The organism is Thalassorhabdus alkalitolerans (genome assembly GCF_042656525.1).
Lineage (GTDB): Bacteria > Bacillota > Bacilli > Bacillales > Marinococcaceae > Thalassorhabdus > Thalassorhabdus alkalitolerans.
The window spans coordinates 215876-228805 of record NZ_JBHSOZ010000002.1; the positions used below are offsets into that span (position 1 = coordinate 215876).

At 42.5% G+C, this 12930-nt stretch carries 12 protein-coding genes; 5 read left to right on the top strand and 7 right to left on the bottom strand.

Features of this window, described 5'->3' with window-relative positions:
• The first annotated feature begins 117 nt into the window (after nucleotides 1–117).
• Nucleotides 118–756 (top strand): YigZ family protein, encoded by a 639-nt coding sequence (locus tag ACFPU1_RS01055; RefSeq protein ID WP_385937487.1) that lies wholly within the window; start codon nucleotides 118–120, stop codon nucleotides 754–756.
• 514 nt (nucleotides 757–1270) lie between these two features.
• Entirely contained in the window at nucleotides 1271–1516 is a 246-nt protein-coding gene (locus ACFPU1_RS01060) for a DUF3953 domain-containing protein (RefSeq protein ID WP_385937490.1), read from the top strand.
• 197 nt (nucleotides 1517–1713) lie between these two features.
• Here the strand turns inward: ACFPU1_RS01060 and ACFPU1_RS01065 are convergent, their stop codons facing one another.
• Both ACFPU1_RS01065 and ACFPU1_RS01070 read right to left on the bottom strand, forming a co-directional pair.
• Nucleotides 1714–2982, bottom strand: coding sequence for a M20 family metallo-hydrolase (locus ACFPU1_RS01065; protein WP_385937493.1), 1269 nt, complete (start codon nucleotides 2980–2982; stop codon nucleotides 1714–1716).
• Nucleotides 2983–3250: 268 nt separating this feature from the next.
• Complete coding sequence (locus tag ACFPU1_RS01070) at nucleotides 3251–6472, bottom strand: efflux RND transporter permease subunit (protein WP_385937496.1); 3222 nt, start codon at nucleotides 6470–6472, stop codon at nucleotides 3251–3253.
• A gap of 224 nt (nucleotides 6473–6696) precedes the next feature.
• Between ACFPU1_RS01070 and ACFPU1_RS01075 the strand changes: the two genes are divergently transcribed.
• Both ACFPU1_RS01075 and ACFPU1_RS01080 read left to right on the top strand, forming a co-directional pair.
• A complete protein-coding gene (locus tag ACFPU1_RS01075; protein WP_385937499.1) occupies nucleotides 6697–7269 on the top strand; it encodes an REP-associated tyrosine transposase in 573 nt (190 codons plus the stop codon).
• Nucleotides 7270–7671, top strand: a complete 402-nt coding sequence (locus tag ACFPU1_RS01080) for a single-stranded DNA-binding protein (protein WP_054636886.1) — start codon at nucleotides 7270–7272, stop codon at nucleotides 7669–7671. It begins immediately after the preceding gene.
• Nucleotides 7672–8093: 422 nt separating this feature from the next.
• Here ACFPU1_RS01080 and ACFPU1_RS01085 read toward each other — a convergent pair whose 3' ends face one another.
• Nucleotides 8094–8651 carry a YdcF family protein gene (locus ACFPU1_RS01085; RefSeq protein WP_385937502.1) on the bottom strand — a complete coding sequence of 186 codons (558 nt, stop codon included), beginning with the start codon at nucleotides 8649–8651 and terminating at the stop codon, nucleotides 8094–8096.
• Nucleotides 8652–8811: 160 nt separating this feature from the next.
• On the opposite strand from ACFPU1_RS01085, the gene ACFPU1_RS01090 reads away from it, so the two are divergent.
• The gene (locus ACFPU1_RS01090) at nucleotides 8812–9360 is read left to right on the top strand and encodes a hypothetical protein (protein ID WP_385937505.1); all 549 of its coding nucleotides are present in this window, start codon (nucleotides 8812–8814) and stop codon (nucleotides 9358–9360) included.
• Between the two features lie 50 nt (nucleotides 9361–9410).
• On the opposite strand, the gene ACFPU1_RS01095 is transcribed toward ACFPU1_RS01090, so the two are convergent.
• The 4 genes from ACFPU1_RS01095 to ACFPU1_RS01110 all read right to left on the bottom strand — a co-directional run bounded on the left by ACFPU1_RS01095 (nucleotide 9411) and on the right by ACFPU1_RS01110 (nucleotide 12778).
• Nucleotides 9411–10247 carry an SGNH/GDSL hydrolase family protein gene (locus ACFPU1_RS01095; protein ID WP_385937508.1) on the bottom strand — a complete coding sequence of 279 codons (837 nt, stop codon included), beginning with the start codon at nucleotides 10245–10247 and terminating at the stop codon, nucleotides 9411–9413.
• 125 nt (nucleotides 10248–10372) lie between these two features.
• Entirely contained in the window at nucleotides 10373–10513 is a 141-nt protein-coding gene (locus ACFPU1_RS01100) for a hypothetical protein (protein ID WP_157049906.1), read from the bottom strand.
• Between the two features lie 155 nt (nucleotides 10514–10668).
• Nucleotides 10669–11400, bottom strand: coding sequence for a Bax inhibitor-1/YccA family protein (locus ACFPU1_RS01105; RefSeq protein WP_385937511.1), 732 nt, complete (start codon nucleotides 11398–11400; stop codon nucleotides 10669–10671).
• Between the two features lie 313 nt (nucleotides 11401–11713).
• On the bottom strand, nucleotides 11714–12778 hold the full coding sequence (locus ACFPU1_RS01110) for an ATP-grasp domain-containing protein (protein ID WP_385937514.1): 1065 nt from the start codon (nucleotides 12776–12778) through the stop codon (nucleotides 11714–11716).
• Between the last annotated feature and the right edge of the window lie 152 nt (nucleotides 12779–12930).

The window sequence follows — 12930 nt, forward strand, 5'->3', positions numbered from 1 at the left end:
GTCAATACTATGACAGGCTCTGTCATAAAACAGGGGAACATGTCAGAGGTATTTCATTTTTTACGCTTACATTATAGGATAATTACATTGAATTCTAGGAGAGAAAGAGGGTCTTTCATGCTCACTTCATATTATACAGTCAAACCATCCGGAGAGAAGGAAATAGTCATACAAAAGTCAAGATTTATTGCATTCGTGCAAAGGGCAGAGACAGAGGAAGAAGCCCAGGATTTTATTAATAAAATAAAAAAAGAGCATTGGAACGCTACCCATAACTGCTCTGCCTACATGATTGGTGAACACGACCAGATCCAAAAAGCAAATGATGATGGTGAACCAAGTGGAACAGCTGGAGTGCCTATACTGGAAGTATTAAAGAAACGCCAATTGAAAGATACTGTCGTTGTGGTCACACGCTATTTTGGAGGTATCAAACTTGGTGCAGGAGGCTTAATTCGTGCCTACGGAAACGCCACCACTGAAGGGATAAATGCCACTGGGGTCGTTGAACGCAAGCTAATGCAAGAGTACAATACAACGGTTGACTATACGTGGCTTGGCAAAGTAGAAAACGAACTTCACCAATCTTCCTACCTTCTAAAGAATATTGACTATGGCGAAATGGTTCAAATCAACACTTATGTACCAGTTAGCGAGTCCGAACAATTTGAAGGCTGGATGACAAACCTGACTAATGGGCAGGCTGCCATTACACAAGGTGATAAAATATACCTTGAAGAAGATGTTTCGGCATAGGGTAGAAATTTCCTTCTCTATTTTTACATTCGACAATATTTCCTAGGAAATGAAGAAAAGGACCTACAATCTATGGTAGGTCCTTTTCTTCATTGTTCCATTTTAAAGAGTGGCTCCCATGCACTAACATCCAAATATGCTTTACACGCTGTCTTCTATGCCACCGGCATCCTTTGTTTACTCACCCTCCGGGATCCTAGAATCACTCTATTTCACTGGGGTGACGGTAAAGCAGATTTCATAGGGGAGGATTTGAAGGAAACACCTCTAATAATGAATAAGTTACGTAATCAAAGTATAAAATCTTGTTATGCTAACGGGTGTGAATGATAAATAGCAATATTTCTTTTGTTTCAAATAGTTTCCGTCACGGTAAATAATTAAGAAGAAACACTGATGAACGAGGTGATGAAGATAGCCAGCTACTAATGTAAGCAGGCTTTTTTTACCAAAATGTAAATTCGAAAAATTTCAATAATATTAATATTCATATTACCACAAAGGGGTTGAGAACTTGAAGTTACTGAGAATAGTGAATATCACTATTGCATTTATAGGTCTGAGTGGTGGTATCTATCATTTTCTTGTTGAAGAAATCCCGGTACCGACAATTGCAATTTTTCTCTTTTTGTCGGTGATGTTTTTGCTAAATGGAATTGAAGAAGTTAAAGAAAATAAAAAAGATTGGATGGGTTATATATTTATTGCTACAGCTATGTTTTTTGCCATTGGAGTTATAACCCAACTTGTTATAGGTTGAGAATGTTCCTGATTTTATTACACTAACGGGTCCGTTATTTCGATAAGGAATTTAATAAAATGAACTTCCATAAATTTGGAAGTTCATTTTAAAAAAACATCAGCTTTTACAGAGGCTTACAGAAAGATTTTTTTCCGGAGTAAACTATCCTCTGTTCTTTCTTACCACTTTTTTAACTAGAATCATATTTTTAAAGCTTACTGCTTAACCAGGTTTTCTCCTTTCACTTCCTTCTTAACCATCTGGAGCATAGATTGATACAAGACTTCTGCCCCTGCAGCCAAGTCATCAAAAGAAGCAAATTCCGCCGGGTTATGGCTGATTCCCTTCTTACAGCGGACAAATATCATGCCATAATCACACACCTTAGACATTGTGAGTGCATCGTGAAATGGCCCGCTCATTACTTCCGGGGCATCGGTATCCATTGTTGTCTTGCATGCTTCATGAATAATTTCTTTAATCCAATCTGAACAATAACTCGGTTCATTTTTAAAATCCTCCCTTAATTCATAAGTAAGGTTGTGTTTTTCACAGATTTCCTCAATTCTCCTCCTCAGCTTTTCCTCACATTTTTCCCGCTGTGCCTTGTCAATATCGCGCAAATCAATGGTAAGAACGACCTCATCTGCAATGACGTTCCTCGAGTTAGGTGAGACCTCCAGAGATCCGACAGTTCCAACTGTTACCTGGTCAGGATCGTCTTGTACAATCGAATTCAGTGCCGTTATGACTTCGGCAGCCCCAGCCAGCGCATCCTGGCGAAGCTTCATGGGAACAGAACCAGCGTGTCCTGCTGTTCCCTTCAGCTTTAGGGTCGCCCACAGGGGTCCCGAAATACCTTTTACCACCCCAACAGGCACTCCTTTTTCTTCTAAAACAGGTCCTTGTTCGATATGAAGCTCTAAAAATGAATGAATGTGTTTCCTATCATATTCAGATTCTGCAAATCTCTCAGGTTGGCAGCCATACGCCCGTAAAGCTTCCTCTCTGGTGATCCCATCCTTGTCCTTTCTCCCAAGCTCTCCTTCTTCCAGTTCGCCAATAATCCCTCGGGAGCCGAAGAGGCCTTTGTTGAAACGCCATCCTTCTTCATCAGAAAATGCAATAACTTCAATAGGCCTGTATGGTTTCACTCCTGTTTCATTCATAACAGTCACTGCTTCCAGGGCAGAAAGAACCCCTGCCGTTCCGTCAAACCGTCCTCCGTTAGGCTGAGAGTCAATATGAGAACCGACCATTAAAATAGGTGCGTCCGGGTTCTTTCCTTCAAAACGGCCAATCAGGTTTCCAAAGTGGTCGAACCGTGTATTCATTCCGGCCTCTTCCATCCATCCTGCCACCAATAAAGAAGCTTCTTTATCAAGGGAGGATAAGGCAGGTCGGCACACCCCTGTTTCCTCAATCTTCCCAACCTTGCTTAACTCCTCAAATGTCCCCTTAAGCCTGCCTTTGTTTATTTGCATAAATACCTCCTTTAATGAATACAGAATATTCACACTTAAAATTTCATACTCTTCCTTTTTCAAAGCTTTTTCACAACTTCCGCCTTCTGTTCCTATCCCTTAGAAAATTTTATGTACTAGTCACTTTACTACGTTACTTCAAAACCTATCAACGAGTTAGTAAACATACCTCACAAGAAATATCTCCACGAAAAAAGTGAGGGACATTCGCCCCCCACTCTCACATATCGGTGCCTGGCACCATTCTCATTTGTAACATGTTTGTAATCTATCTCTGGCTTTGTTCCTGAATTCTTCCCTTTTTCTCAGCTCTTCGCTGTTTCCACCTTGCCTGAAGCACATATAATGCCGGCACGATGAGAAGCGTTAACACTGTCGAGAAGATAAGCCCTGATACAATAGCGACTCCGAGTGGCTGAAATAAGGGGTTATCTCCAAGAGCTATCGGCAAAAGCCCTCCTATGGAGGTTAAGCTGGTTAACACGATGGGCCTGAACCGCTCTTCTCCCACTTCAACGACCGCTTCGATCAGGTCTTTCCCTTCGTTTCGCCGCTGTTCGAAAAACTCAATCATAACGATGCCGTTTCGTACCACAATTCCAGCCAAACTCACCGCACCCATCATCGACATAAACCCAAGCCCTGTCTGCGTAAGGAACAATCCAATTAACGTTCCTGAGATAGCAAGATAAACTGCGCTGAGTACTAAGAAGGGCATCACCAACGAATAAAATTGAACGGCAATAATGATCAAGATTAAAAAGACAACGATGACAAAGATCTGCCCGATATCAATAAAGACATCAGTTCTTGCTTCTGTTTCCCCGCCAACGTTAATGTCATAGCCGTCTACACTAGCTTCAACAGCTGCGATCTCACCTTCAAGGTCAGCGACAACCTCATCAACATCACGTTCCCCAGGATAAGCTCTTACGGTTACTGTTCTGACCATATCTTGATGAGGGATTGCTTCGATACTGGTTCCTTCCTCCCATGTCACGAGCTGATCAAGGGTGGTCCCCATATCGGCTTCTTCCACGCCGGCTTCCTCAGGGATTTCCTCTTCTCCAGGGCCTCCAGGACCACCTTCCTCTTCAGGTGCTCCATCTCCCTGTGCTCCTGGCATACCTGCTCCTTGAGTCATGCCTCCTGAAACGAATACTCTTTCTAAATCCTCCGTCTCGACACTTCCTTCTGTATCATAGACCATTCTCATGTCCAGAAGCCGGTTTCCCTGCTGAAGCTGCCCAAGAGGCATCCCTTCTCCAAGCAGCCTTAGCTGCTGGCTGATTTCATCACTTGCTATTCCGTATTCCTCAAGAGCTTCCCGATCCGGTGAGAAGGAAACTCCCGATAAATTGCGGCCGGCATCCACTTCTACGCCGCCTACTCCGTCTTCGGCCTCCAGCAACTCCTCTACACTTTCTGCCATATCAAAAAGAACATCCATATCTTCCCCGCTGATTTCAATGGCAATCGGTGCACCTACCGGAGGACCTGACTCAATAATCGAAAGGTTTGCTCTTTCAAACTCTGGAAACTCTTCAATAAATTCCTCATTCCATGCATTCATCACTTCACGGGATGGTGGACCATCTCCATGGATAAAAACCAGAAAGTTTCCATCGTTTTGCTCCGCGCTTCCCCCTCCGCCGTCTGCTCCAAATATACGAGGGATTTCCGTTCCGATATACGTAGACACAGACCGGACTTCTTCCTGTTCATATAACCAGGCTTCAATTTCGTCAGCCATTTCCTCCGTTTCATCAATCAATGTTCCCGGCTCAAGAGACGTTTCAATAAAGATTTCCTCCCTGTCAGTATCCGGGAAAAATTCAAGAGGAATAAAAGGAATCAAACCATAGGCAGCTGTTCCTATTCCTAAGCCTATGATTGCTGTCAGTCCTGGTCTTTTTACCACGCGGGTAAGAAACTTGTTTCCATAGCCCCTTGCGGCTTTATCAATAAGACCGCCAGCCAGCCCAGGAGCTTTTCTTTCTGTTCCTTTTCTCTTTTGCTTTTTGTTCACTCTTTTTTCCCTGACTGACCTGTATATTGGGATCAGAAACAAAGCAACAAGTGTTGAGGCGATAATGGTAGCAATTAACACTGCAGGCAGCGGGCGAATAAAAGCTCCCGCTGATCCTGGAAGCAGCAGCAAAGGCATAAACGTAAACACGACGGTCAACGTAGATGTCAATACGGAAACAGCTACCTGGCGGACACCTCTAATCGATGCGGTGAAAGGGTCCTCCCCTATCCGCAGCCGTCTTTCTATGTTTTCATTTACCACGATGGCGTCGTCTACGAGAATCCCTAAGGAAATAATAAATGCTATTAAAGAAATCTGGTTAAGCCCAACATCAATAAAAGGTAGGGCAATCATCCCTAAACTTAAGGATACAGGGATTGCTAATGCAACCGACAGTGCGGTTGAAATGTTTAACCCTAATGAACAAACGATCAACACAGCAGCTACGGCTAATAGAAACGCGATGGCAAGCTCCTGGAAAAGCTCTGATACCAAGTCAGCCTGGGTATATAGCAATTCCACTTCTGCGCCGTCCGGTAATTCAGCAATCATTTCTTCCACATAGGGATCAAGAGCGCTTTGAGCTTGGGGTACACTCGTTCCTTCAGCAAGATAAAAAGTGAGAGATAACGCCGGCTCGCCCTCATAATACACGAGTTCTTCCACCGGCTGATATGTCTCAGTGATCTCTCCTACATCACTGATGAGAAGAGGCTCACCTTCTTCATCTGCTCCTACAGGAAGACCTTCCAGATCCTCAGCCGTTTCGTAGGTATCCAGAGTAATCCTTTGAATTTCTCCATCTGTCTCCCACTCTCCTGGAGGAGTCGGTGAGGTTTCTCCGGAGATTGCTCCCATGACCTGAGATGCTGACATATCATTTTCTTCAAGGGCTTCCAGGTCCAGTACGATGCGCAGTTCTTCTTCAAGAGCACCCTGGACACCCATATCCGAGATTTCCGGTATTTGAACAAAATCACTTCTCCACCGGTCAAGCACCTCATCAACTTCTGGTAAAATCTCTTCATTTTCCAAAGTAATCTGGTATGTAGCTAACCCCTGCACACTTAAATCGTCGTCAAAGATTGGTGTTTCTGCTCCTTCGGGAAATTCAGCCGCAGCATCATTCACCAGCTGACGGATGTTATTCCAGGCCCTGTCCTCATTGACTCCCTCCTCCAGCTCAAGGGAGATTGAAGAAAATCCTGGACTGGAAACTGAAGTGACCTCCGCAAGTTCCTGAACCGCCATGAGTTCCTCTTCAATCAGGTCGGTTATATTCGCTTCCACCTGCTCAGCAGAAGCACCTGGATAGATGACACTCACCTGTGCAACTTGAGGTTCAATTTCAGGGATTTCACGCTGAGGCAGCTGAAAAAACGACAGCACCCCCACGATAAACAGCATCGAAAAGAACAACAACGTAATCTTTTTCTTTTTCACAAGCCACTCAATCATGTACTACTCCCCCTCTTTTTTCTATGGGTGCCTGGCACCCCAGTAGAATGTAACAGTATTGTAATCTAATCATTTATGTAACCCCTGTTCTTAATAGCTTTCTTCCATTTCCCCTTTCAGGGGTGCCAGGCACCACAAGGAAATGTTACAGCAATGTAATGTTTGCACAACTTTATTCATGGTATATTTGACTCATTCCCGCGAAAGGAGGGTTGAAAGCATATATGCCAAGGCGCCTTAGAGTTTGGTCTCCGGGTATGATGTATCATATCACTGCACGAGGGAATAGGCGCGGAACCTTATTTCACGACTCCCACGATTACAAGCGGTACCTCTTAAATCTATCCCTCTTAAAAGACAGCCATCACTTTTTACTCCACGCGTATTGTCTGCTTCCAAACCATCTTCATCTTCTCCTTGAGACTGACCAAACCCCTTTATCTAAATCGATGCACCAGCTCCAGACCAACTATGCAAAGTATTACAATCACCGGTACAAGAAAGAAGGCCACGTTTTTGAAAAGCGTTTCTATTCCGATCCTATCCGGGATCAGGCACACTTTTTCCAGGTGAGCAAATATATTCACCGAAATCCCATAGAAGCGGGACTTACGGGAACTGTCGCAGAGTACAGATGGAGCAGCGGCAGGGACTATGAAGAAACTCCGGCCTACTTGCATCCCCAGCACCCCTTCCTCACCTTTACACGCACATTAGATGCCTTCCCCCAGCCTAGTCAGGAAAACTATTCTATGTTTATGAACCGTGAAACCTTAACCACAAAGGAGGAATTTTAATTGTTTAACCAAGTGACTCTTGTAGGACGCCTGACAAAGGACCCGGAACTTGCTTACACGAAAGAAGGTACTGCTGTATGTAATTTCACACTTGCGGTTCAGCGTACTTTCCGAAACGGTGAAGGGGATTTTGATGCCGACTTTGTACCTTGTACTGTATGGAGAAAGCAGGCCGAAAATACTGCTCTTTATTGTCACAAAGGTGCACTTGTCGGTGTAAGCGGAAGAATCCGAAGCAGAACCTATGAAAACAAAGACCAGCGGACTGTCTTTGTCATTGAGGTCATTACAGATCAAGTACGGTTTCTCAAGCTAAATCCAGGCAATACTACCGTCAATCATGTTCCTCCCCTTCCTCATGAGAAAGCTCCATCGGAAGAACCCCTCTCTATAAATCTTTAGATTCCCTTGTTTACCTGTTTTCTAACGCGCTCTTCCTCTTTTGTTCATTTTAGTGAACAATATTCCTTCTACTTATTTATTTTCCTTTTACTCTCCTCTGTTCACCCTTCCTCGTTCCCAGGGCACTTCCCTTCCTTTGCCCCTCTGTTTTTCCGAATATGAAAGGAGCCCATCCCCTCTAAACCCCTTCTCATTAAAGAAAGTCTGAAAGCATAAGCTTCCAGACTTTTTTCCTATCTTTATTAATACTTTCCTTCGATGAATGTAGAAACCATGGTAGCAATAAAGCCCCCAATGACTAAAACCATTCCCCAGCCAAACTGACTTCTCACGCAAAACACCCTCCTTTGATGCCATGTGGCTCTTTTCCATAGTACAATTATAGCAAATAGACTTTGATTTTTCTTACTCAACAGCACAACTTACCAAACGGCAACTAAGCTTCCTATCCATTTATAATACTCCCAGGCCAGCTCATTATCCCTTTTGCTCCAATCGTCATACTCATGGTAATAGGGCACATAAGTTAACCTTACGCCTGTATCTCCGTATACACGGTCAAACACTACTTTTGTTCTTCTCATATGATAATCACTGGTAACAACCATGGCTGATGAAAATCCTTTTTCTTCAACTATTTCTTTTGTATACTCGGCATTTTCATAAGTGCTGCCTGCCTCATCCTCGACAATAATATCATCAGCAGCAATCCCAAACTCCCTTGCTGCTTCAGGTGTCATACTGCCATCCAGAGCGTTCGAAATTAGCACTTTTGCTCCATAACCGTCGCTATATAAGTGTTCCGCTTTTTCTAATCTATCCTGATCCCCGCTTAATACTATAATTACATCACTTTTCACTGGCTCATCTTCGTATAAGAGCAGATCAGTCAAAATACTTCTTGGCAGCAAAGCGATAATTGTCAAATAAACAAAAAACAAAAAGGTCAGTAATACACCAATCGTACACCCTAATCTCATAGTTTCTTCCTTCCCGTCTACACGGTTCTTCCCTTTATCCTACACTTTATACTCGTGCATATAAAACATCAGCTTTTCCCTCTTGTCTTTACAGACCTCTTTATAACTTTTATCATAGTACATAAGCCTAACAGACCCAATAATGGAAAAGGATGGTACCATGAAAAAAACAGCAATTATTATATTCATTGTTTTAGGAGTGTTAATAGCAGGCGGATGGGGGTCCTACTCCTTTTTGGCAGGTTCCTTTGGAGACAGCGGTGAAACAACTTTAAGCGAGGCCCAGGATGCAGGGGCTATTAGCGAGCAGGAAATGAGCGATCTGATAGAAGAAGAAACAGATGATTCTGAAGAAAGTACTTCTGAGGAAATTGAATCAGAAATTAAAGAGGAAATCGCAAGACAGCATACATACTGGAATGACCTAACAGGGTACGGCGGTTTAGATAGTCTATCAATGGATGAGACGGCTTCTTCTCTTGAAGAACAGCAGGAAAAAATACAAGACAGACTTCTGCCAATTGCTACTGATTCCTTAAAAGAAGATTTCAAAACAGCAGACTCTCATATCAGTGCCGCCATCGAAGACAATAATCCAGAAGAACTCAGAATGGTGCATCGCATCTTCCACGACCTTGATATTGTGATAAATGATTATAGTGGAGATACAAACTATTTCGGAGTGACAGAGACATTTGGAAATGACTGAAATAGCACCCAAAAAACCCCGTACCACTTCCCAATGGTGCGGGGTTTTGATTATCTTCCTGTCAATTCGGATACAACGGCTTCAGCCCAGGCCTCATGTCCATCCTGGCTCGGAACAGATTCTTGCAAATACGTTAAAATATCGTCATCCTCTACATCAGGCCAGTTACCCCAATGGTCAATATACGGCCACTCTTCCTCTTCTGCGAAATCTTCTAATCTCTCAATTTGAGTTAAGTAGTAGCCTGCTTGATGTATGGGATTGGTAGGAACAATATAAGCAGCCACTTCGTCATTAGAGCTTTTGACTGTCTGTAAGATTCTATTAATATTAAAGAGAGTATCGTCTATGCTTACTCTTGCATTATCATTCAAAATTAAAGGTTCAAATAAAAGAACATCCGGAGCCAGTTCGGCAAGTTTCTCGTCTCCATCACCTTCTATTACTTCAAACGTACTTTTCTGGTCAAAAGAAACTACCTCGATTTCTATCTGACTGGTAGAATACATCTCCCTCAGCTGCTCTTCGACGATCTGTGGCCAGCCTTTATCCGCTTCTTCTTCAGCGAGGACTGCGTTGGAACCCGCTACAACGATTCGCAGATCTCTTCCATCCCCGAGGGCTTCTTCCATCCTGGTGGCAAATGGTTCACTTGCTGCCTCTGCCGGGCTTTCTGGTAAAGTACTCTCCTCACCAGCTGTCACGCCTTCCCCTTCGCCCGCACTCACATTTTCTACGTTATCTGTAATGTCTTGTTCCGTTTGCCCTTGGTCAGATTCGGTTTCTGGTTGAACGCTGGAAGCTACTTTATTATCATAATGAATGTTTCCAGCTATAATAATACCAAGACAAACGACTGTGAAAAATAATAAAGAAAACAACTTCATGATCGAAAACTCCTATATATAAGTCATCTTCTGTTATTATATACTTAGTTTTTTCCAGAGTACAGGAATTACGACAAAATTTTCCCTTCCTGAACTCACCCATAAAAAAGAGCCTTCTACAAGGCTCACGTTGTTGCATAGTAAGGTTTTAATTTGTCTGCGATTTCTTTTGTCAGCTCCACTTCATTCTTTTCTGCATTTTCCTGTTCGTATATGTACTCCATGATCTTAAGCAGTGACTCCTGATCAAGCTTAGACTTTGCCATGTGCACCATCCTTTACTTACGTTAGACGTATAAAAATATAGCAATATTTGTCTTTTAAAACAATTACTTTTCAAAAAATTTGTACTTTTTCCATATTATATTCGCATTTTTGTTCTTATTTTTCTTTCTTACCCGCTTCCTTCCTTGGTGTAAACTCAGTTTTTCATTCTCCTGATTTTAGCCAAAAGCCTCAAAATTTCAATATAAAGCCAGATCAGTGTAACAGTCAGGCCAAAAGCCCCGTACCATTCCATCTTTTTAGAGGATCTTCTTTGTACTCCTTTTTCGATAAAGTCAAAATCTATGATTAAATTTAATGCTGCAATCACTATGACAAATAAGCTGAAAATAATCCCCAAAGGAGTAGCGTCTCTAATGATAGGAACTCCTAAATCAAAAAAACGCAAAATGATATGGATAAGATAGAGCAGAAAAATACCTGCGGTTGCCGTAAGTACGACAGATCGAAATCTCTTTGTCGCTTTGATTAATCGAAGCCGGTAAAGAATCAGCATCGCAAAGAAAACAGCAATGGTTCCCGCTGCCGCCTGAATCACAATTCCGCCAAATTCATGTTCCAGTCTGGCGGACAATCCTCCTATCAACATTCCTTTCAGCAAGGCATAGAGCGGTCCGGTGAAAGGTACAGTAGCAGGCTTAAAGCTGGCAACCAGCCCTAAAATCAGAGCGCCTAAAAGCCCTATCACCATGTATGGCTGAATGTTTTCCCCGGCGGCATAAAGCTGCCAGACGTAAAACGCTGATATCGTGACTAAAATAAGAAAGAAGAACGTCTTATTTATCGTCCCTGTGATGGTCATTGCCTGACCGCCTGTATGTTGAGCAAATACTTTGTGGTTTAATACTGGATTTGAAATTCCTCTCATGTTCTCGTCCCTCTTTCTACTAACCTTACTTTCATTATAAAGGCCCCTGGATAAAATACCCAGAGGCCATTTATTTAAAAGCTCTAAAAAGAGCTGTTTTCTCTTCTATTAAACTAGCAGATTCTTTTACTAGTTTTAAAGAAAGGATTTGTTACATTTAGTGGTGGATTCTCGTTCCTCGCTTACCACTAAAATGCTAGGGCGACACCCATTCATGTTTCCCTTCAATCCCATTCACAGGAACTTCCAGGCGGCGGGCATTGCCAGCTTCCTCGATGGCGCCTGGCGCTTTTACCATAGTAAATTATCTTTTCTACTTCGCTTTGGAAGAACCTCTGGAAGCATCCCTAATTTGTTCTTTCCGAATTTGCACTACGGCATCATGTCTTGCAAGTTCCATGTTCGGCGTTGAATTCAACCATTCACTTTTAAGTTTTTTTCCTGTTCCCAGGGCTACAAATGCTGCCGGGATATTGGCTCCGGCGGCGTGGGAAAATGAATATCCGCCTCCAAAACGAGGATTCATGTCGATGACGTAGTAGTCTTTTCCATCATAGAAGACATCTGTATTAAGGTAACCCACATGCTTTAAGTTGTTGCCGATTGCTCTTCCCAGATTTAACACTTCATCTTCATCTGTTACAAGCGTACGGTCAACATCTCCAGCTCTCATTTCCAGCTGTTTTCTTGCAAATGCTGTTAAATAGTTGCCATCCAGGTCATTTACAATATCCAGGCTGTATTTTTCCCCGTCCACAACGTCCTGAATAATAATATTATCTTCTGCTTTTTCTGCCGTGGCATCATCCAGCGGTGACTCCTTAACCTTTTGTATAGCAAGCTTGTATGCTGAATCCAAGTCTTCTATTGTGTTCACGATTTCAATTCCAATGGAAGCAGATCCATTTCTTGGCTTCACGATGAGGGGAAATTCCACTTCTCCATTTTCTATCGCTTCCTTTGCTTCCTCCACTTTCATATACGTAAGGGGAGCTTTTACTCCAAATTTTCCTAGCAGCTCTCGATAATACGCTTTATCTCTTATTTGCAGGACTACATCGGGATCTGAACAAATCACGGTAATCCCTTTTTCCTCAAGCTTTTTCTTATTTTCTGAGATCTTTGGAACCTCAAGATCGTTCAGAGGAATTAATACATCAATATCATTTTCCTCACAAATATTGTAAATTGCATCCATATAATTATCGTCAGTCTGTTCTGGGATTATATAAGCAAGGTCAGCCACTTGCAAAGAAGGTGCGTTATCGTCAGGATCGGCTACGATCACATTCCCTAATGTTCCTGACTCTTTTAATGCCTGCTGGAAAAATTCTACAAAATCTATTCGTCTTGCTCCTGATGTTAATAGAATATTCATGTATATTCCTCCTAGTATATATTGCCACTCCAATAGGTAATCTTTATATGCCCCGTTTAAATAGATTCTAAAACCAAATAATGTTACAAATTCATTACCTTTTAAGGGGAGCTTTCTTAAACTCATTTGTACCTCTTCCTTCTTCTTCTTCC

Coding starts and splice junctions, on each gene's coding strand:
- ACFPU1_RS01100 (WP_157049906.1), bottom strand. CDS start 10,513: ATGGCAAAGTCTAAGCTTGATCAGGAGTCACTGCTTAAGATCATGGAG.
- ACFPU1_RS01095 (WP_385937508.1), bottom strand. CDS start 10,247: ATGAAGTTGTTTTCTTTATTATTTTTCACAGTCGTTTGTCTTGGTATT.
- ACFPU1_RS01110 (WP_385937514.1), bottom strand. CDS start 12,778: ATGAATATTCTATTAACATCAGGAGCAAGACGAATAGATTTTGTAGAA.
- ACFPU1_RS01065 (WP_385937493.1), bottom strand. CDS start 2,982: ATGCAAATAAACAAAGGCAGGCTTAAGGGGACATTTGAGGAGTTAAGC.
- ACFPU1_RS01055 (WP_385937487.1), top strand. CDS start 118: ATGCTCACTTCATATTATACAGTCAAACCATCCGGAGAGAAGGAAATA.
- ACFPU1_RS01085 (WP_385937502.1), bottom strand. CDS start 8,651: ATGAGATTAGGGTGTACGATTGGTGTATTACTGACCTTTTTGTTTTTT.
- ACFPU1_RS01090 (WP_385937505.1), top strand. CDS start 8,812: ATGAAAAAAACAGCAATTATTATATTCATTGTTTTAGGAGTGTTAATA.
- ACFPU1_RS01075 (WP_385937499.1), top strand. CDS start 6,697: ATGCCAAGGCGCCTTAGAGTTTGGTCTCCGGGTATGATGTATCATATC.
- ACFPU1_RS01070 (WP_385937496.1), bottom strand. CDS start 6,472: ATGATTGAGTGGCTTGTGAAAAAGAAAAAGATTACGTTGTTGTTCTTT.
- ACFPU1_RS01105 (WP_385937511.1), bottom strand. CDS start 11,400: ATGAGAGGAATTTCAAATCCAGTATTAAACCACAAAGTATTTGCTCAA.